The 18910-nt window shown below is 68.4% G+C and carries 16 protein-coding genes; 9 read left to right on the plus strand and 7 right to left on the minus strand.

From position 1 onward, the window contains the following. Position 1: 1 nt before the first annotated feature. From fba to L632_RS0110920, 4 genes are read right to left on the minus strand one after another with little or no spacing between them, the layout of a single operon-like run. Positions 2 to 1081 (minus strand): class II fructose-bisphosphate aldolase, encoded by a 1080-nt coding sequence (gene fba / locus L632_RS0110905; RefSeq protein ID WP_028713743.1) that lies wholly within the window; start codon positions 1079 to 1081, stop codon positions 2 to 4. Continuing rightward, on the minus strand, positions 1081 to 3084 hold the full coding sequence (gene tkt / locus L632_RS0110910) for a transketolase (protein WP_028716798.1): 2004 nt from the start codon (positions 3082 to 3084) through the stop codon (positions 1081 to 1083). The genes fba and tkt overlap by 1 nt, the downstream gene beginning before the upstream one ends. Positions 3085 to 3100: 16 nt before the next feature. Then, the gene (locus L632_RS0110915) at positions 3101 to 3973 is read right to left on the minus strand and encodes a phosphoribulokinase (protein WP_028713745.1); all 873 of its coding nucleotides are present in this window, start codon (positions 3971 to 3973) and stop codon (positions 3101 to 3103) included. Between the two features lie 21 nt (positions 3974 to 3994). Next, a complete protein-coding gene (locus L632_RS0110920; RefSeq protein WP_036698003.1) occupies positions 3995 to 4987 on the minus strand; it encodes a class 1 fructose-bisphosphatase in 993 nt (330 codons plus the stop codon). Positions 4988 to 5082: 95 nt separating this feature from the next. On the opposite strand from L632_RS0110920, the gene cbbR reads away from it, so the two are divergent. Continuing rightward, the gene (cbbR, locus tag L632_RS0110925; protein ID WP_028716799.1) at positions 5083 to 6012 is read left to right on the plus strand and encodes a LysR family regulator CbbR; all 930 of its coding nucleotides are present in this window, start codon (positions 5083 to 5085) and stop codon (positions 6010 to 6012) included. Positions 6013 to 6061: 49 nt separating this feature from the next. Here cbbR and L632_RS0110930 read toward each other — a convergent pair whose 3' ends face one another. Further along, positions 6062 to 7396, minus strand: a complete 1335-nt coding sequence (locus L632_RS0110930) for an MFS transporter (RefSeq protein WP_028713748.1) — start codon at positions 7394 to 7396, stop codon at positions 6062 to 6064. Positions 7397 to 7545: 149 nt separating this feature from the next. Then, positions 7546 to 8772 carry an aminopeptidase P family protein gene (locus L632_RS0110935; protein ID WP_028713749.1) on the minus strand — a complete coding sequence of 409 codons (1227 nt, stop codon included), beginning with the start codon at positions 8770 to 8772 and terminating at the stop codon, positions 7546 to 7548. A gap of 121 nt (positions 8773 to 8893) precedes the next feature. On the opposite strand from L632_RS0110935, the gene L632_RS0110940 reads away from it, so the two are divergent. Further along, on the plus strand, positions 8894 to 9802 hold the full coding sequence (locus L632_RS0110940) for a LysR substrate-binding domain-containing protein (RefSeq protein ID WP_028716800.1): 909 nt from the start codon (positions 8894 to 8896) through the stop codon (positions 9800 to 9802). Between the two features lie 6 nt (positions 9803 to 9808). Here the strand turns inward: L632_RS0110940 and L632_RS0110945 are convergent, their stop codons facing one another. Beyond that, on the minus strand, positions 9809 to 10252 hold the full coding sequence (locus tag L632_RS0110945; protein WP_028713751.1) for an Rrf2 family transcriptional regulator: 444 nt from the start codon (positions 10250 to 10252) through the stop codon (positions 9809 to 9811). A 126-nt stretch (positions 10253 to 10378) separates the two neighbouring features. On the opposite strand from L632_RS0110945, the gene hmpA reads away from it, so the two are divergent. The 7 genes from hmpA to L632_RS23505 all read left to right on the plus strand — a co-directional run bounded on the left by hmpA (position 10379) and on the right by L632_RS23505 (position 18759). Next, positions 10379 to 11587, plus strand: a complete 1209-nt coding sequence (hmpA, locus tag L632_RS0110950; RefSeq protein WP_028716801.1) for an NO-inducible flavohemoprotein — start codon at positions 10379 to 10381, stop codon at positions 11585 to 11587. 13 nt (positions 11588 to 11600) lie between these two features. Then, positions 11601 to 12065, plus strand: coding sequence for a hypothetical protein (locus L632_RS0110955; protein ID WP_028716802.1), 465 nt, complete (start codon positions 11601 to 11603; stop codon positions 12063 to 12065). A 183-nt stretch (positions 12066 to 12248) separates the two neighbouring features. Further along, the gene (locus L632_RS0110960) at positions 12249 to 13283 is read left to right on the plus strand and encodes a GlxA family transcriptional regulator (protein WP_028716803.1); all 1035 of its coding nucleotides are present in this window, start codon (positions 12249 to 12251) and stop codon (positions 13281 to 13283) included. 69 nt (positions 13284 to 13352) lie between these two features. Beyond that, positions 13353 to 14156 carry a DUF72 domain-containing protein gene (locus L632_RS0110965; RefSeq protein WP_028713755.1) on the plus strand — a complete coding sequence of 268 codons (804 nt, stop codon included), beginning with the start codon at positions 13353 to 13355 and terminating at the stop codon, positions 14154 to 14156. A gap of 202 nt (positions 14157 to 14358) precedes the next feature. Next, a complete protein-coding gene (locus L632_RS0110970; RefSeq protein WP_232215719.1) occupies positions 14359 to 16566 on the plus strand; it encodes a FepA family TonB-dependent siderophore receptor in 2208 nt (735 codons plus the stop codon). A gap of 100 nt (positions 16567 to 16666) precedes the next feature. Next, on the plus strand, positions 16667 to 17389 hold the full coding sequence (locus L632_RS0110975; RefSeq protein WP_028713757.1) for a response regulator: 723 nt from the start codon (positions 16667 to 16669) through the stop codon (positions 17387 to 17389). Then, positions 17386 to 18759 (plus strand): ATP-binding protein, encoded by a 1374-nt coding sequence (locus tag L632_RS23505; protein WP_232220967.1) that lies wholly within the window; start codon positions 17386 to 17388, stop codon positions 18757 to 18759. Before L632_RS0110975 ends, L632_RS23505 begins: the two co-directional genes overlap by 4 nt. Positions 18760 to 18910 lie beyond the last annotated feature (151 nt).

The raw sequence follows: 18910 nt of genomic DNA on the forward strand, positions 1-18910 counted from the left end.
CTCAGGCGGCTTTCGCGCCGGTGATTGCCGGGTCCAGAGCCCCCGACGCATAGCGTTTGGCCATCTCGTCCATCGGGACGACCTTGATCGTGCCGGCATGGCCGGCGGTGCCGAAACGCTCGAAACGGTCGCGGCAGAGCGCGGTCAGTTCCTGCATCGCCGGGATCAGGAATTTCCGCGGGTCGAATTCCTCGGGGCGCTCGCGGGCGACCTTGCGGAAATGCCCGGTCATCGCCATGCGGCAATCGGTGTCGATGTTGACCTTGCGCACGCCGTGGCGGATGCCGCGTTCGATCTCCTCGACCGGGACGCCGTAGGTCTGGGGCATCTCGCCGCCCGCCCTGTTGATCAGATCCTGCAGGTATTGCGGCACCGAGCTGGAGCCGTGCATGACCAGATGCGTGCCGGGCAGCCGTTCATGGATCGCCTCGATCACATGCATGGCCAGGATGTCGCCATCGGGCTTGCGGCTGAACTTGTAGGCGCCGTGGCTGGTGCCGCAGGCGATGGCCAGCGCGTCGCAGCGGGTGCGGGCGACGAAATCCACCGCCTGGTCCGGGTCGGTCAGAAGCTGGCTGTGATCGAGCTTGCCTTCGGCGCCCGAGCCGTCCTCGGCCGCTGCCTCGCCGGTTTCCAGCGAGCCCAGCACGCCCAGCTCGCCCTCGACCGAGGCGCCGACGGCATGGGCGGCCTCGGAGACCTTGGCCGTCACCGCGACGTTATAGTCGTAATCGGCGGGCGTCTTCATGTCCTCATGCAGCGAGCCGTCCATCATCACGCTGGTAAAGCCGTGGCGGATCGCCGACATGCAGGTCGCGAGATTGTTGCCATGATCCTGGTGCAGGCAGATCGGGATGGCCGGGTTCATCTCGGCCAGCGCCTCGACCATGCGCCGCAGCATGATGTCGCCGGCATAGGAGCGGGCGCCGCGGCTGGCCTGCAGGATCACCGGCGCATCGACCTCGGCCGCGGCCTTCATGATGGCCAGGCCCTGTTCCATGTTGTTGATGTTGAAGGCGGGCACGCCGTAGCCATGCTCGGCGGCGTGGTCCAGAAGCTGTCGCAGCGTGATGAGGGCCATCACTTTCCTCCCTGGATAAGCTGGTTGGCAAGATCGGCGGCACGTTCGGCGGTGATGCCGAAATGCCGGTAGAGCGCCGGGGCAGGGGCCGAGGCGCCAAAGCCCGCCATGCCGATGAACCCGTCGCCGGGCCGCAGGATCAGCCCGTCCCAGCCCTGGCGGACCAGCGCCTCGATGCCGATGCGCGGGGCGCGGCCCAGCACAGCCTCGCGCTCGGCCTGCGGGCGTTCGGCGAACAGCTCGAAGCAGGGGGCGGAGACGACGGCGGCCCGCACGCCCTGCGCGGCCAGCAGGTCCGCCGCGTCCAGCGCGATCTCGACCTCCGAGCCGGTGGCGATCAGCGTCACGTCGCGCGCGCCCTCGGTCTCGCGCAGGACATAGGCGCCCTGCCGGGTCAGGTTCTCGTCGTCGGGTTCCAGCCGCACGGCGGGCAGGTTCTGGCGCGAGAGGCAGAGGACCGAGGGCGTGGCAGGCGCTGTCAGCGCGATCTCCCATGCCTCTGCGGTCTCGACCGCGTCGGCGGGGCGGAACACCATCAGGTTCGGGATCGCCCGCAGCGCCGCGACATGCTCGACCGGCTGGTGGGTCGGGCCGTCCTCGCCCAGCCCGATGCTGTCATGGGTCATCACATGGACCACCGGCACCCCCATCAGCGCCCCCAGCCGGATCGCGGGCCGGGAATAGTCGGAAAAGGCCATGAAGGTGCCGCCATAGGGGATGAGCCCGCCATGAAGGGCGATGCCGTTCATGATCGCGGCCATGCCGTGTTCGCGAATGCCGTAATGGATATAGCGGCCCAGCCGCTCGGAGGGCGTAACCGCGACCATGCCCTTGCTGCGGGTGTTGTTCGAGCCGGTCAGGTCGGCCGAGCCGCCCACCGTGTTCGGCAGGGTGGCGTTCACGACCTCCAGCGCCATTTCCGACGCCTTGCGGGTCGCGACCTTCGGCCGGTCGGCGGCCAGTTTCGCGCTATGGTCGCGGATGGCGCTGCGCAGCGCCGCAGCATCGGGCGCGGCCAGCATGGCAGAGAAAGCGGGCTTGAGAGGGGATAGATCAAGCCGTTCCTGCCAGGCCGACCGCGCCGCTGCCCCTCGCGCGGAGACAGAGCGCCAGGAGTCCAGGATGTCCTGCGGGATTTCGAAGGGTTCGTGCGGCCAGTCCAGATGCGCGCGGGCCGCCGCGATCTCGTCGGCGCCCAGCGGCGCGCCATGCACGTCGTGGCTGCCCTGCTTGTTCGGCGCGCCGTAGCCGATCACCGTCCTGCAGGCGATGAGCGAGGGGCGCTCGTCGGCCCGCGCGGCCTCGATGGCGGTGGCCACCGCCTCGCGGTCATGGCCGTCCACCGCCTGCACATGCCAGCCCGCGGCGGCAAAGCGCGCCGGCTGGTCGGTCGAGGTCGAAAGCCCGGTGCCGCCGTCGATGGTGATGCCGTTATCGTCCCACAGCACGATCAGCCGGCCCAGCCGCTGGTGGCCGGCAAAGTCGATGGCCTCGTGGCTGATGCCCTCCATCAGGCAGCCGTCGCCGCAGATGACATAGGTCCGGTGGTCCACAAGGTCGTCGCCGAAGCGGGCGTTCATCATCCGCTCGGCCAGCGCCATGCCGACGGCGGTGGCGAGCCCCTGGCCCAGCGGGCCGGTGGTGGTCTCGATGCCCTTGGCATGGCCGTATTCGGGATGGCCGGCGGTGCGCGCGCCCAGCTGGCGGAAATTCCGCAGCTGGTCCATGTCCATGTCGTCATAGCCCAGCATGTGGTTGATCGCATAGACCAGCATCGAGCCATGCCCGGCCGACATCACGAAACGGTCGCGGTCGGGCCAGGCGGCATCCGCCGGGTCGATGCTGATGAAGCGGTTGAACAGCACCGTGGCCACGTCCGCCATGCCCATGGGCGCGCCGGGATGGCCGGATTTCGCCGCCTCGACCGCATCCATCGCCAGCGCGCGGATGGCATTGGCCATGGCGGCCTCTTGTCCGGTGTCGATGCGCTGCATCTGGTTCATTGGCTTCGTTCCTCCCTCAGGCGCGTTTCGAGTCGCCGACCAGACGCAGGATCATCGGCGTCAGGATCAGCTGCATGGCGAGGTCCATCTTCGGCCCCGGAATGACGATGGAATTGGCGCGGCTCATCCACGAGCCCTGGATCATCGAGGTCAGATAGGGAAAATCGATGCCGCGCGGGTTCCTGAAGCGGATGACGACCAGGCTTTCGTCCGGCGTCGGGATCCAGCGGGCGATGAAAGGGTTCGAGGTATCGACCACCGGCACGCGCTGGAAGTTGATGTCGGTCTGGGTGAATTGCGGGCAGATCACATGCGCATAGGCATGCATGCGGCGCAGGATCACATCGGTCACGGCCTCGGTCGAATAGCCCCGGCTGGCCTTGTCGCGGTGGATCTTCTGGATCCATTCCAGGTTGATGACCGGCACCACGCCGATCTTCAGGTCGGCCTGCCCGGCGATGTCGATGCCGTCGGTCCTGACCGCGCCATGCAGCCCCTCGTAGAACAGCAGGTCCGAATCCGGGGCGAAATCCTCCCATGCGGTGAAATTGCCGGGGGGGACGCCAAAGCGTTCGGCCTCGCGCTCGTCATGGACGTAATGCCGGGTCTGGCCGGTGCCGGTCTCGCCATAGTGGCGAAAGACCTGTTCCAGCCGCTCCAGCTCGTTGGCCTCCAGGCTGAAATGGCTGAAGGTATGGTCGCCCGCCTCGGTCCGCCGCGCCAGCTCGGCCTTCATCGCGGCGCGGTCGTAGCGGTGGAAGGCGTCGCCCTCGATGCTGACGGCGGTGATCCTCTCGCGGCGGAAGATCTGGTCGAAGGTGTTCTTGATCGTGGTGGTGCCGGCGCCCGACGAGCCGGTGACAGAGATGATCGGGTGCTTCTTGCTCATGGTGTCCCCCGGTTTTCCAGATCAGGCCCGGAACAGGCCGCGATTGCCGAACAGCGCCGAGATCTCGGTTTCGGGCAGTTCGTGATAGGCGGCGATGCGCGCGACCTTCTCGGCCGAGCCGAAGACGAAGGGCGTGCGCTGGTGCAGCGTCCCGGCGCCCTGGTCGAGGATCGCGGTGCAGCCGTCGGTGGCCCCGCCCCCGGCCTGTTCGATCAGAAAGGCGATGGGCGCGCATTCGTAGAGCATGCGCAGCCGGCCCCGCTCATAGCCCTTGCGGGTGTCGGAGGGATACAGGAACACCCCGCCCCGGATCAGGATGCGATGGGTCTCGGCCACCAGAGAGGCGATCCAGCGCATGTTGAAATTCCGCTCGCGCGGGCCGTCGCAGCCGGCCAGGCAATCGTCGATATAGGCCCGGATCGGCTTCGGCCAGTGCCGGTAGTTCGAGGCGTTGATGGCGAATTCGAAGGCGCATTCCGGCAGGTCCTGCCGGGCCGCGACCAGCCGGAAGCCGCCGCTGTCGGGGTCCAGCGCATAATGCTGCACGCCGTCGCCGAAACTGACCATCATCGCGCAGCGCGGCCCATAGATAATGTAGCCGGCGGCGATCTGCTGGCGGGCCGGGCGCAGGAAACTGGCCTCGGCCGTGGCCTCGGCCGGGTAGATCGAGAAGATGGTGCCGATCGAGACATTGGTGTCGATGTTCGACGAGCCGTCCAGCGGGTCGATGGCCACCGCCAGCCGGCCCTCGGGGTCCAGCGCGACCGCCTCTTGCTGTTCCTCCGAGGCGAGCCAGCGCACCCCGGTTCCGGTCAGCGCCTGCCGGAACAGGTCGTCGGCGATCACGTCCAGCGCCTTCTGGCCGTCGCCGTCCGCATTGGTGCCGACCGGTGCGGCCAGATCGCCGCCCCGGCGAATGATCTGCGCAAGCCGCGCGCCGGCGGCGGCGATGGCCTGCAGCGCGGGGCGCAGCTCCTGGGGAATCCGGTCGGTCTGGATGGTCTTGGCGGTCATCGGCGCTTCTCCTCGCACGCGTCCCGCCTTCTTGTTGACATGTCCTCGTTTTAAGGAACATTTAATAATACAAAAATGATTTTCGGAATTTTTGAATGGCCCGCCTCGATGCCGTCACCCTTCGCCAGCTGCGTGCGCTGCGCGCGGTGATCGACAGCGGCTCGCTGACCGGCGCGGCGGGCAGCCTTGGGCTGAGCCCGCCGGCAGTCCACAGCCAGCTGCGCGCGCTGGAGGACCTGACGGGCGCCCCCATGGTGATCCGGGGCGAGCACGGCGCCTTTCTGGCCACCGAAGAGGGGCGCGCGGTGCTGGAGGCCGAGGCGCAGATCGCCGTGGCGCTGGAGACCTGCGCGCGCCGGGTGGCGGCGCTGCAAAGCGGCCATACCGGCAACGTCTCGCTGGGGGTGGTCTCGACCGGGAAATATTTCGCGCCGCGGCTGGTCGCCGACCTGCGCCGGGCGCTTCCCGAGGTCGAGGTGACGCTGCGCATCGGCAATCGCGACACGGTGATCCAGTGGCTGGGCTCGCGCGCGCTGGATCTGGCGATCATGGGTCGGCCGCCGCGCAGCCCGGCGGTGCTGGCCGAGCTTGTCGGTCCGCATCCGCATATCATCGTGGCGCCGCCCGATCATCCTCTGGCCGCCGCCGATCCCGCCCTGCCGCAGGATCTGCTGGCCGAGACCTATCTGGCGCGCGAGCCGGGCTCGGGCACGCGCATCCTGATGACGCGCTTCCTGGACCGGATCGGCGACGGCACGCCCTGGCGCATGGTCGAGATGGGCACGAACGAGACCATCAAGCAGGCGGTGATCGCCGGGCTGGGGATCGCGCTGATCTCGCAGCATACCGTCACCGAAGAGCTGCGCTCGGGCCGGCTGGTGGCGCTGAAGGCGGTCGGGCTGCCGATTCAGCGCAGCTGGTTCCTGCTGCGGCGCGAGGACATGGCGCTGTCGCCGGCGGCGCAGCGCGTGCATGACCATGTCCTGGCACTGAACGGGGCATTCCTGCCGGCGGTGGACACGTAAGGGCCGGCCGCGGGCGACATGCCTGCGGCCGGCCCTTTGGGCGGGGCGGTCAGTCCTCCAGCGGCTTGCCGGCGGTCTCGCGCGCCATCAGCATGGCGACCAGCGCCAGCCCGGCGGCGCCGACCAGATACCAGGCCGGGGCCAGCTTGCTGCCCGTGGCGCTGATCAGCCAGGTCGCGACGAAGGGCGCGGTGCCGCCGAACAGCGCGTTCGCGGCGTTGAAGCTGAAGGCGAAGCCGGAATAGCGCACCCGGGTCGGGAAGATCTCGGACAGGAAGCAGGGCAGGGTGCCGTCGTTGACGGTCAGAAGCGCCCCGAAGGCGATCTGGATCAGCACGATGGTGGCGAAGCTGGCGCCGTCGAGCATGCTGAACAGCGGCACGGTCAGGCCGATGAACAGCACCGAGGCGGTGATCAGCGCCGTCTTGCGCCCCAGCCGGTCCGACAGCATGCCCATCAGGAAGATCAGGAAGATATAGCCGGCCAGCGAAATGCTGGTGGCCAGGAAGGCCTGGGCCTTGCCCATGCCCATCTCGGTCGAGAGATAGGTGGGCATGTAGCTGAGGATCAGGTAGAAGCCCACGGCGTTGAGGCAGGTGACGCCGAAGGCGATGGCGATCTGCCGGCGATGGTTGCGAAACAGCTCGCGCACCGGCGTGGCCTCGACGTGATGGGTCTTTTCCAGCTCGCGGAATTTCGGCGTGTCCTCCAGCCGCAGCCGGATATAGAGGCCGATGAAGCCCAGCGGCAGCGCCAGCAGGAAGGGAATGCGCCAGCCATAGCTTTGCATCTGCGCCTCGGTGAGCAGCGCGAACAGCCCCGCCGACATCAGCGAGCCGGCCAGCAGCCCCGCGGCGGTCGAGGCCGGCACGATGCTGGTATAGAGCCCGCGGCGATGGGTCGGCGAATATTCGGCGATGAACGAGGTGGCGCCGGCATATTCGCCCGCCGCCGAAAAGCCCTGCACCATCCGCACCACCAGCAGCAGCACCGGCGCCAGCATGCCGATCTGGTGATAGGACGGCAGCAGGGCGATGACGGTGGTGGCGCCCGACATGATCAGGATCGACCAGGACAGCGCGGTGCGCCGGCCGACCCGGTCGCCGATCGCGCCCCAGATGATGCCGCCGAGCGGGCGGATGATGAAGGAGATGGCAAAGACGGCGAAGGTCGCCAGCAATGCGCTGGTCGGCGCGATCTCGGGGAAGAAGGCATGGGCGATGACAGTGGCGAAATAGCCGTATGAGGCATAGTCGAACCATTCGACGAAATTGCCGACGAAGCTGGCGCCCAGCACCTTCTTCACCACGTCGGGCGAGACCTCGGCGCCTTGCGGCGCGTCCTGCGGCAGTTCGGCCGCCGAGGCGAGCATTGGATTGGACATTGGTAACCCTCCCTTGGGTGTCCTTGCCGGCCTCCTCTGCCGGCAATGGTCGTTCGGCCCGGCCCGCGGGGGATGCGGGCCGGCGACGGGCGTCTGGGGGATGATCGGCATCCGGCCTGCCCGCCGGGCGGTCCGGCGGGCGGCGGGCGTCAGGCGGCCTGGGCCTTGCCCTTGACGATCAGGTGCTCGGGTCCATAGGGGAAGCCGGTGATGTTGCGGTTGCCGGCCTCCTCGATCACCAGGATGTCATGCTCGCGATAGCCGCCGGCACCGGGCATGCCCTCGGGGATGGTGATCATCGGCTCCATCGAGACGACCATGCCGGGCTCCAGCACCGTGTCGCAATCCTCGCGCAGTTCCAGCCCCGCCTCTCGGCCGTAATAGTGGCAGAGCACCCCGAAGCTGTGGCCATAGCCGAAGCTGCGATATTGCAGCAGGTTCTCGGCCGCATAGATCTCGTTGAGTTCGGCGGCGATCTCCGAGCATTTCTTGCCCGGCACCAGCAATTCCTTGCCGCGGTCGTGGACCTTGCAGTTGAATTCCCACAGCCGGATATGCGCGTCGCTGGCATGTTCAGCGAACAGCGTGCGCTCCAGCGCGACGTAATAGCCGGCGACCATCGGGAAGCAGTTCAGCGACAGGATGTCGCCGGCTTCGATCTTGCGGCTGGTGACGGGGTTGTGGGCGCCGTCGGTGTTCACGCCGGACTGGAACCAGGTCCAGCTGTCCAGCAGTTCGGCATGGGGCCAGGTTTTCGCGATCTCGCGCACCATGGCGGCGGTCGAGTGCAGCGCGACCTCGTGCTCGGGCACGCCCACGGCGGTCGCCTCGACGCAGGCGGCGCCGCCCAGATCGGCGATGCGGGCCATCTCGGTGATATGGGCGATCTCCTCGGCCGACTTGACCATGCGCAGCCGCATGGCGGGGGCGGCGATGTCGACGAACTCGACGCCGGGGAATTCGGCTTTCAGCAGGGCCAACAGGTCGATGTTCACATGGTCGAACTCGATGCCGATGCGCTTGGCGCTGCCGGCGAGCTGGCGGAGGGCATGAAAATAATTGTCCTTCTGCCAGTCGGTATAGGTGATGTTGCCGCCGAAGCTGCGCCGCCAGGGCTGGCCGCCGTCGATGCCGGCGCTGATGGTGGTCGCCTTGTCGTGGTCGATCACCAGCCCGTAGCGGCGGCCGAACTGGCAATAAAGGAAATCCGCGTAATAATTGATGTTGTGATACGAGGTGAACAGCGCCGCATCGACGCCTGCCTGCGCCATATGCGCGCGGATCGCGTCCTGGCGGCGCTGCATCTCGGTGGCCGAGAAGGTCGGGGCCGCTTTCTCGCCATTGCCGACGAAACTCTGAAGCCTGTCGCGTTGCATGGGGTTCCTTTCGTCTTTCCGGGGGTTCGGATGGCGGCAGGATCGGGCCGGGAGGGGCTCTTGTCAAAAGACGGTTTCTCATGCTTCACTTGAGAAAATCTCAAACGGTTCCGGAACGCCCATGTCGCTTCTGCCGCTGAACGCCCTGCGCGCCTTCGAGGCGGTGGCCCGGCTGAAAAGCTTCAAGGAGGCGGCGAAGGCGCTGTTCGTCACCCAGTCGGCGGTCAGCCATCAGGTCCGCCACCTTGAGGAATTCCTGGGCGTGGCGCTGTTCGACCGCTCGGGGCCGCGGCCGCGCATCCTGCCCCGCGGGCAGGAGCTGGCGCGCACGCTCAGCCTGTCGCTGGCCGAGATCGAGGCCGCCTGCAAGCGGGTGCGCAGCGCCGGCCAGGCGCAGCCGCTGGTGATCGCCGCCATCCCCTCGGTGGCGATCTGCTGGCTGATCCCGCGGCTCTCGCGCTTTCGGCAGGCGCATCCCGAGGTGGCGCTGCGGGTGGTCTATGCCATGCACGGGCAGGAGATCGACTTCCGCAGCACGCATTTCGCCTTCGTCTTTTCAGAGGGGCCGCCGGCCGTGCCGGGGGTGCGGGTGCTGGGCTTCCTGCCGGGGGAAAGCGCGCCGGTCTGCAACCCCTCGCTGCTGCCCGGCTTGGGAAAGGCGCCGCCCTCGGCGGCCGGGATCAAGGCGGCGGGCCTTCTGCACGATACCGACACCTCCGCCTGGCGGGCCTGGCTGTCGCGGGCGGGCGACGGGATCGCACCGGACGAGGCCGGGCCGGTCTTCGAGGATTTCAACCTGCTGCGCGCCGCCGCCCTGGCCGGGCAGGGCGTGGCGCTTTGCCCGCTGGCGATGATCCGCGACGACCTGGACAGCGGCCGGCTGGTGCAGCTTTCGTCGGTCACCGTTCTGGAGAATTTCGGCTATTACCTGCTCGCCAGCGATCCGCAGCCCGCCGATCTGGCCGAAAACGCCCTGGCCTTTCAGGACTGGGCGTTTCGGGAACGCGACGCGGGGCCCGCGGACGCCTGATCCGGGTCAGGGCCGCGCCGGCTCGCGCGGTGCCACCGGGTTCAGCAGATGCGAGAAATCCGGCCGCCGCGCCAGCACATCGGCCAGGCTGTAGCCGTCCAGCACCGCCATGAAGCCCGCCAGCGCCTCGTCCAGAACCGAGGTCAGCCCGCAGGCCGGCGCGATGATGCATTGGCCGCAGCCGACCAGGTCGAAATCGTCCTCGGTATGGCGCACCAGCGCGCCGATATTGATCTCGGCCGGCGGCCGCGCCAGCCGGATGCCGCCGTGGCGGCCCCGCAAGCTGGTCAGGAAGCCGGCATGCACCAGATCGTTGATGACCTTCATCAGGTGGTTCTGCGAGATGCCGTAGGCCTGCGCGATCTCGCCGATCGAACAAAGCCGCCCGGGCTCGCGGCCCAGATACAGCAGCACGCGCATGGCGTAATCGGTATAGCGCGTCAGGCGCATCGCGGACTCCGATAAAACATGTATCCTGATTGCATGTTTCAGGCGGCAAGGATAGATGTATCCACGATACATGTTTTTCGAGTCGCGGCCGCAGACGCCGCCGCGCGACCTTGCAGGAGAAGCCGCATGCCGCAGCCACCGAGCGCGCAGACCATTGCGCTGGTCAAAGCCACAGTTCCCGCGCTCGAAGCGCATGGTCTTGATATCGTGCGTGAAATGTATGCACGCATGTTCCGGAACCCCGAGATCAGCGCCCTGTTCAACCAGTCGCACCAGGGCGCATCCGAGGCGCAGCCGCGCGCGCTGACCGGGGCGATCCTGGCCTATGCCAACAATATCGACAATCTGACGGCGCTGGTGCCGGCGGTCGAGCGCATCGCCCAGAAACATGTCGGCCTGCAGATCCTGCCCGAACATTACCCGCATGTCGCCGAGGCGCTGCTGGGCGCGATCCGCGCCGTGCTGGGCGAGGCCGCCACCGACGAGGTGCTGGAGGCCTGGGGCGAGGCCTACTGGTTCCTTGCCAATATCCTGATCGCGCGCGAGCGGCGGATCTATGACGAGCAGCTGGCGCAGCAGGGCGGCTGGAACGGCTGGCGCGACTTCCGCATCGACGAGATCGTCCGCGAAAGCAGCACCATTTCCTCTTTCGTGCTGCGCCCGCTCGATGGCGGGCCGGTGATGGCGCACAAGCCGGGCCAGTATCTGACCTTCTGGTTCGAGATCCCCGGTCATGCCCCGGCCAAGCGCAACTATTCGATTTCGGCCGCGCCGGACGGGCGAAGCTATCGCATCTCGGTCAAGCGCGAGCCGCAGGGCCTGGCCTCGGGCTGGCTGCATCGGCAGGCGCCGGGCACGGTGCTGAAGGTGGCCGCCCCCGCGGGCGAGTTCTTCCTGCCCGAACGTCCCGAGCGGCCGGTGGTGCTGCTGTCGGGCGGCGTGGGGCTGACGCCGATGGTCGCCATGCTGGAGGCGCTGGTGCAGTCGGGCGCGCAGGTGCCGGTGCATTACATCCACGGCACGCATGACCGCGACACCCATGCGATGCGCGCCCATGTCCGCGCGCTGGCCGAGGGGCGGCCGCAGATCCGCGTCACCGATTTCCACCAGACGCCGCTGCCGGACGAGGTCGCGGGCCGCGACTACGACCATGCCGGGCTGATCACCGAGGAATGGCTGCTGGCCAGCACCCCGGTCGGCGAGGCGGATTACTATATCTGCGGCCCGCGCCCCTTCCTGCGCGCGGCGGTCGCGGCGCTGTCGCTGGCGGGCGTGCCCTCGGACCGGATCCATTACGAATTCTTCGGCCCGGCCGACGAATTGCTGGCGGCCTGAGGCGGGGGGCGTCATGGACGACTTCACCCTGGCGCGAATCGTCCATGTCGTCGCCGTGCTGTTCTGGATCGGCGGCGTGGCCTTCGTCACCACGGTGCTGATCCCCGCCGTCGCCGCCGCCTTCCCGGCGGCCGAGCGGCTGCGCTTCTTTCACCGCATCGAGGGGCGCTTCGCCCCGCAGGCCCGGCTGTGGGTGCTGCTGGCCGGGGCCAGCGGCTTCTGGATGGTCTGGCGCGGCGACATGTGGCACCGCTTCGCCGAGGCGCGGTTCTGCTGGATGCATGCCATGCTGGCGGTCTGGCTGGTCTTTTCGGCCATGCTCTACCTGATCGAGCCGCTGTTCCTGCATCGCCGCATGCAGCACTCGTCCGAGCCGGGCCGCGATTTCGCGCGGCTGGCGCGGATGCACCGCATCCTGCTGGCGCTGTCGGTGGTGGCGGCGATCGGCGCGGTCGGCGGCAGCCACGGGTTGTTCTAGCACCGGGTCGCGCGCCTTGGCTGACCGGCGGCCAATCCGGATCCGTCCGGTCCGGGGGCGGGGCGGGCGGGCCGGGCCGCGGGGAAACGGGCGGGCAGGGGGCTTGGCAGCGCCCCGCGCCTTGTGGCAATGCGGGACCGACGCCGGGCCCGCCCGCCGGGCGCAGCATTCGGGAAAGGTATCGTGCCGCAATCTGCCGACGACAGCGAACGCTATATCGCGCGGGGCATCGCCCATGTGAAGCTTTCGGCCCCGGTCCGGGCGCCGATCACGGTCTCTTTCGTGCTGATGCCGCGCTTTACCATGCTGGCCTTCACCTCGGCCATCGAGCCGTTGCGGGTGGCCAACCAGCTGACCGAACAGCTGCTGTTCAAATGGCGCGTGCACAGCGAGACGGGGGCGCCCATCACCTGCTCGAACGGGGTGCCGCTGGTCCCCGACGCGCCGCTGTCCGAGGCGCTGAGCGCGGATTATGTGCTGGTCTGCGGCGGCGTCGAGCCCGATGCGGCCTGCAGCGCCGAGCTGACCGACTGGATCCGCAAGCAATGGCGGCATGGCGGCACGGTCGGCGGGCTTTGCACCGGCGCCTATGCGCTGGCCCGCGCCGGCATCCTCAACGGCCGCCGCTTTACCCTGCATTGGGAGAACATCCCGAACTTCTCCGAGAAATATCCCGACCTCGCGCCCGAGCGGCGGATCTTCTGCATCGACGAGCGCATCGTCACCTGCGCCGGCGGCGTCGCCTCGGCCGAGCTGGCGCTGAAGCTGATCGAGGATTACTACGGCGCCGAGCTGAGCCAGGCGGTGATGAACATGTGCCTGCTGGGCAAGATCCGGCGCGGCGAGGAAGAGCAGCTGAGCTCGCTCTCGGTGCGGCTGGGCACCCGCAACGACCACCTGATCCGGGCGGTGGCCTATATCGAGGCCCATGTCGAGGACGAGGTCGATCTGGGCGAATGCGCCAGCCATCTGGGCATCTCGCGCCGCCAGCTGGAACGGCTGTTCCAGCGCTATCTGGACACCACGCCGCTGCAATACCTGAACAAGGTGCGGCTGCAGCACGCCCGCTCGCTGCTGACCGAGACCAATCTCAGCGTCATGCAGGTGGCGGTGGCCTGCGGCTTCGGCTCTTCCTCGTATTTCTCCAAGGTGTTCCGGACGCAATACGGCGTCTCGCCCTACAAGTTCTCGCTGACCCGCAAGCGCGCCGCGGATTGAAAGCAGGTTTCGGAGTGCCGGCCCTCCTGGGCTATGATCCCCTGAGTCGCAGCGACAGGAGGGCGAGGCATGGACAAGAAGGGGATGGGGCGCATCCGCATCGGCATCGGCGGCTGGACCTATGAGCCCTGGCGCGGCAGCTTCTATCCCGAGGGCCTGCCGCAGCGGCGCGAACTGGAACATGCCAGCCGCCAGCTGAGCTCGATCGAGATCAACGGCACCTATTACGGGGCGCAGAAGCCCGAGAGCTTTCGCAAATGGCATGACGAGACGCCCGAGGATTTCGTCTTTTCCGTGAAGGCGCCGCGCTATGCCACCAACCGCAAGGTGCTGGCCGAGGCGGGCGAGACCATCGCGCGCTTCTTTTCCGGCGGCGTGATGCTGCTGGGCGACAAGCTCGGGCCGATCAACTGGCAGTTCATGGCGACGAAGAAATTCGACCCGGCGGATTTCGAGGCCTTCCTGAAGCTTCTGCCCGCCTCGGTCGAGGGCAGGGCGCTGCGCCATGTGGTCGAGGTGCGCCATGACAGTTTCCGCTGCCCCGAATTCCCGGCGCTGCTGCGCGAGCATGGCGTCGCGGCGGCGGTGGCGGCGGATGGCAAGTTTCCGCAGATCGCCGACCCGACCGCGCCCTTCGTCTATGCCCGCATCATGGGCACCACCGAAGACGAGCCCCTGGGCTATTCCAAGGCGGCGCTGGACCTCTGGGCCGAGCGGGCGCGCATCTGGGCCCTGGGCGGCCTGCCCGAGGGGCTGGACTATGCCGGGCCGAATGCCGCGGCGGGGCCGCGCGACGTCTATCTCTATGTCATCAGCGGCCACAAGATGCGCAATCCCCAGGCCGCCATGGCGCTGATCGAGCGGCTGGGCTGACGGGCCCGGCCCGGTCGGCACGCGCCGGCCTGCGACATTTCGCGACAAAAGAATCCCGCCCGACAGATTGATGCGCCTGCCCGCAAGTGATTGAAGCAGCCAAGCCCGCATTCCGCCAGCCACCTTCGGATCAAATCTACAGGAGCAGGTGATGGGGATGCTTTTCGCTCGCCGGGGCGCGAGCACGGCGGTTTGTTTGTTGATGTCGCTCCCGGCCTTTTCGGGATCCGCGCTGGCGCAGGCCGCAGATGCCGCCGAAGACACGGTGGTTCTGGATACCGTCGTGCTGACGGCCGAGGAACAGGTCAAGCAATCGCTCGGCGTGTCGCAGATCACCGAGGAGGATCTCGAGAAATCGCCGGTGGTGAACGACGTTTCGGAAATCATCCGCAAGATGCCGGGCGTGAACCTGACCGGAGCCACCGCCACCGGACAGCGCGGCAACCAGCGCCAGATCGACATTCGCGGCATGGGGCCGGAAAACACCCTGATCCTGATCGACGGCAAGCCCGTCATGTCGCGCAACGCGGTCAAGATGAGCCGCGGCGGCGAGCGCGACACCCGCGGCGACTCGAACTGGGTGCCGGCCGAGATGATCGAACGCATCGAGGTGATCCGCGGCCCGGCGGCCGCGCGCTACGGCTCGGGCGCCTCGGGCGGGGTGGTCAACATCATCACCAAGCGCCCCGACACCTTCACCGGCCAGGTCTCGATGCATACGAACGTGCCCGAGAACAGCAAGGAAGGCAGCACCAACCGCGCCAACTTCATGCTGGCCGGCCCGGTGGGCGAGACGCTGACCTTCCGGCTGTTCGGCAATTACAACCGCACCGAGGGCGACGCGGCCGACCTCAACCCGCCGCGCATCGATCCCGAGAGCGGCGAGCTCCTGCCGCCGCTGGCCGGCCGCGAGGGCGTGACCAACAAGGATCTGGGCGCGCTGCTGAGCTGGAACCTCGCCCCCGGCCATCACCTCGATTTCGAGACGGATTTCTCGCGCCAGGGCAATGATTACGCCGGCGATACCCGCAGCGGCGCCGTGGACGATGGGCTGGCCGAGCTGCTGGGTTCGGAAACCAACCGCATGTATCGCCGCACCTTCTCGGTCACCCATCGCGGCGAATACGATTTCGGCGAATCGCACAGCTACATCCAGTGGGAGAACACCGGCAATTCCCGGATCTGCAACGGCAATGCCGGGTCGGTCGAGGACAACCCCAACCCCTGCGTCGATACCGACGGCGACGGCACGAACGACGCCTATGAATACCGCACCATCGATCTGGACACGGTCGCCGCCAAGACGGAATGGATCCTCCCGATGAGCCTGGGCTCGAAGCCCAGCCGCGTGACCCTGGGCGCCGATTACCGCGGCGAGTTCATGCATGACGCGGTCTCGACCACCAATACCCTGCCGCCGGAGCTGGGCGGCGAGACCGGCGTCCCAGAGGATCCGGCCGACCGCGACCCCAAGATCGACCAGAACACCATCGGCCTTTACGCCGAGGCGAATATCGAATGGAGCGGGCAGCTGACCCTGACCCCGGGCCTGCGCTTCGACTATAACGACAATTTCGGCACGAACTGGTCGCCCAGCCTGAACGCGACCTGGCGCTTCAACGACGAATGGACGATGAAGCTGGGCGTGGCCCGCGCCTTCAAGGTGCCGAACCTGTTCCAGCTGAACCCGAACTATGTCTATACCACCCGCGGCAACGGCTGCCCCTATGTGGACGGCGTGCGGGTCGGCGGGCCCTGCTATGTGCTGGGCAATCCCGACCTTGAGCCCGAGCGCAGCCTGAACAAGGAAATCGGCGTCGCCTATGCCGGCCATAACGGCATCGAGGCCAGCCTGACCTATTTCCACAACGACTATCAGAACCGCATCGGCGCCGGGACCTATCAATACAACGAAGGCGCCGAGACCAACCGGCTGTATCGCTGGGAAAACCAGAAGGACGCGGTGATCTCGGGGCTCGAGGGGAATTTCTCGACCGATCTGGGCGACCGTTTCGCCTTCTCGGCGAATTTCACCAAGATGATCAAGTCCGAGAAGAAGGAGAACGGCGAGCCGCTGAGCCTGGTGCCTGACTATACCGTCAACGCCTCGCTGGACTGGTTCGCCTCGGACACGGTGACGGTCACGCTTTCCGCCACGCGCTACGGCAAGATCAAGGCGCCGACGGTCAGCTCGATCACCAATGCCGAGTTCGACGAGACGAACGAGCGCGACCCCTATACCCTGGTCAATCTGGGGGCGAGCTGGGACATGACCGAGAAGGCGCGGCTGTCGGCCGGGGTGACCAACCTCTTCGACAGGGCCGTGCTGCGCACCGACTCGAGCACCGGCGCCAACACGTTCAACGAACCGGGGCGGGCTTTCTATCTGTCGCTGACCTCGACATTCTGAAAAACCGGCGGGCGGCGGATGCGCTGCCCGCCCAGACCGCATTCGCGGCGGCGCCCTCGCGGTGCCGCCGTTCCGCCGTTTCCGAACCGGGCCAAGCCGCATGACCGAAGCCAGCGAACCGCGCATCCTCATCGTCGACGACGCCCGCGACATCCGCGAGCCGCTGGGGCAATATCTGCGCCGCAACGGCTTTCGCACCTGCCTCGCGGCCGATGCGGCCGAGGCACGCCTGGCTTTGGGCCGCGAGAGCGTGCATCTGATCGTCCTCGACGTGATGATGCCGGGCGAAGACGGGCTGAGCCTCTGCGCGGATCTCGCGCGCAGCCGCCGGGTACCGGTGATCCTGCTGACGGCGCGCGCCGCGCAGGGCGACCGCGTGGCGGGTCTGGAACTCGGCGCCGACGATTACGTCACCAAGCCCTTCGACCCGCGCGAGTTGCTGGCGCGGATCCGCGCGGTGCTGCGCCGCGTGCCGCCGGCGCTGCCGGGCCCGGGCACCCGGCGGCGGCGCTTTGCCGGGCTGGTCCACGATCCCGGCCGGGCCGAGGTGACGCTGGCTTCGGGCCAGCGGGTGGCGCTGACCTCGGGCGAGAACCGGCTGCTGGGCCTGCTGCTGGACCATCCCGGCCAGGTGCTGTCGCGGATGCGGCTGCTGGACCTGCTGGCGGGGCGCGAGGCCCGGGCCTATGATCGCGCCGTGGACAACATTGTCAGCCGCCTCCGGCACAAGATCGAGGAAAACCCGCGCGCGCCGCGGTTGATCGTCACCGAATGGGGCGGCGGCTACCGGCTGGCCGCCGACGAGGTCGAGGAACTGGCATGAGGCGGGCCATGCCGTGGCCCGACGGGCTTGCCGCGCGGTTCTCGCTGCTGCTGGTCGCGGCGCTTCTGGGGGTGAACCTGATCGCCGCGATCCTGCTGGGCCGCGAGGGCACCGCCTTCGACCGCGCGGTGCGGCTGCAGGGCGACCTGCATCGCCTATCGGCGCTGGTCACGGCCCTGGAACTGGCCGAGCCCGAGACGGCGCGCTCGCTGCCCGACCGCAGCAGCACCGGCTTCACCCGCTTTTCGCTGGATGCCGCGCCGCTGGACTTGCCCGGCAGCGCCCGGCTGCCCGCGCATGAGGCGCAGCTGGCCGTCGATCTGCCCGGGCTCGACATCCAGATCCGCGACGGCGGCACGGAAAAGGTCCAGGGCCGCGCGCCGCTGCTGCTGGTCTCGGTCCGGCTGGAGCGCGGGGCAGAGGCCGGGCGCTGGCTGAACGCGCTGGCCTATCCCTTGCCCTCGCCCCGGGCCTGGGAGTGGAAGATCGGCTTCTTCGCGCCGCTGACCGCCTCGCTGCTGGGCACGCTGGCGGTGGGGCTGATCTTCATCCGCCGCATGACCCGGCCCCTGCAGGCGCTGGCCGAGGCGGCGCGGGCGGCCGGGCGCGGCGACCGCAGCGCCCGTGTGACCGAATGCGGCGCCAGCGAGCTGCGCGAGGCCGCCCATGCCTTCAACGACATGCAGCGCCGCATCGCCGGTTTCGAGGCCGAGCGCATGCGCATGCTGGCCGCCGTCGGCCATGACCTGCGCACGCCGATCACCGGCCTGCGCATCCGCGCCGAGCTGCTCGGGGACGAGCATCAGCGCCAGGACATGATCCGCGCGCTGGACGAGATGGCGGTGATGGCGGACGGGCTGCTGCACGCCGCCTCGGCCGGCGGCGACTCCGAGCCGGCGCGGCCCGAGGATCTGGATGCGCTGCTGGCGCGGCTCTGCGCCGACCGCGACGTGACCTATGCCGGCGCGGGGCCGCTGATCCTGCCGCTGCGGCCGGTGGCGATGCGGCGGGCGATCGGCAACCTGCTGGACAATGCGCGGCGCTATGCCGGCCCCGCCCGGCTGCGGTTGCAGTCCGGCCCCGGGGCGGTGCTGATCGTCATCGAGGACGACGGCCCCGGCATCCCCGAACCGCTGCTGCCCCATGTCACCGAGCCCTTCGTGCGCGGCGAGGCAAGCCGCAATCCCGGAACCGGCGGCGCGGGGCTGGGGCTGTCCATCGCGCAGGACGTGATCCGCGCACATGGCGGCAGCCTGACCCTGTCCAACCGCACCGAGGGCGGGCTGCGGGTCGAGATCCGCCTGCCGCTGCCGACCGGCGCAGCGGCGGAGGAGATCGCGGAGGACAAGGCTCCGCAGGGCGGCCCCTAGTCGCGCACGCGTGGGTCTGACGCAGGACGGGCGGGGTCCGGATCGCGAAGGGGCCGTGCCGCACCTGCAAGCCGCATGGCCGTCGGCCCGCCCGGCGGCGAGCCGCGAAGAGTCCGGGCCGGTGATGCTCCGCGGAGGGCTCTTGCTGCGC

It is taken from the genome of Paracoccus sp. J39 (genome assembly GCF_000518925.1).
GTDB lineage: Bacteria > Pseudomonadota > Alphaproteobacteria > Rhodobacterales > Rhodobacteraceae > Paracoccus.

Bases quoted from the DNA above. Each gene is read 5' to 3' on its own strand.
- L632_RS0110945 (WP_028713751.1), bottom strand. From the start codon at position 10,252: ATGCGCCTGACGCGCTATACCGATTACGCCATGCGCGTGCTGCTGTAT.
- cbbR (WP_028716799.1), top strand. From the start codon at position 5,083: ATGGCCCGCCTCGATGCCGTCACCCTTCGCCAGCTGCGTGCGCTGCGC.
- L632_RS0110935 (WP_028713749.1), bottom strand. From the start codon at position 8,772: ATGCAACGCGACAGGCTTCAGAGTTTCGTCGGCAATGGCGAGAAAGCG.
- L632_RS0110970 (WP_232215719.1), top strand. From the start codon at position 14,359: ATGTCGCTCCCGGCCTTTTCGGGATCCGCGCTGGCGCAGGCCGCAGAT.
- L632_RS0110940 (WP_028716800.1), top strand. From the start codon at position 8,894: ATGTCGCTTCTGCCGCTGAACGCCCTGCGCGCCTTCGAGGCGGTGGCC.
- L632_RS0110965 (WP_028713755.1), top strand. From the start codon at position 13,353: ATGGACAAGAAGGGGATGGGGCGCATCCGCATCGGCATCGGCGGCTGG.
- L632_RS0110915 (WP_028713745.1), bottom strand. From the start codon at position 3,973: ATGAGCAAGAAGCACCCGATCATCTCTGTCACCGGCTCGTCGGGCGCC.
- hmpA (WP_028716801.1), top strand. From the start codon at position 10,379: ATGCCGCAGCCACCGAGCGCGCAGACCATTGCGCTGGTCAAAGCCACA.
- L632_RS23505 (WP_232220967.1), top strand. From the start codon at position 17,386: ATGAGGCGGGCCATGCCGTGGCCCGACGGGCTTGCCGCGCGGTTCTCG.
- L632_RS0110955 (WP_028716802.1), top strand. From the start codon at position 11,601: ATGGACGACTTCACCCTGGCGCGAATCGTCCATGTCGTCGCCGTGCTG.
- L632_RS0110975 (WP_028713757.1), top strand. From the start codon at position 16,667: ATGACCGAAGCCAGCGAACCGCGCATCCTCATCGTCGACGACGCCCGC.
- tkt (WP_028716798.1), bottom strand. From the start codon at position 3,084: ATGAACCAGATGCAGCGCATCGACACCGGACAAGAGGCCGCCATGGCC.
- L632_RS0110930 (WP_028713748.1), bottom strand. From the start codon at position 7,396: ATGTCCAATCCAATGCTCGCCTCGGCGGCCGAACTGCCGCAGGACGCG.
- L632_RS0110920 (WP_036698003.1), bottom strand. From the start codon at position 4,987: ATGACCGCCAAGACCATCCAGACCGACCGGATTCCCCAGGAGCTGCGC.
- fba (WP_028713743.1), bottom strand. From the start codon at position 1,081: ATGGCCCTCATCACGCTGCGACAGCTTCTGGACCACGCCGCCGAGCAT.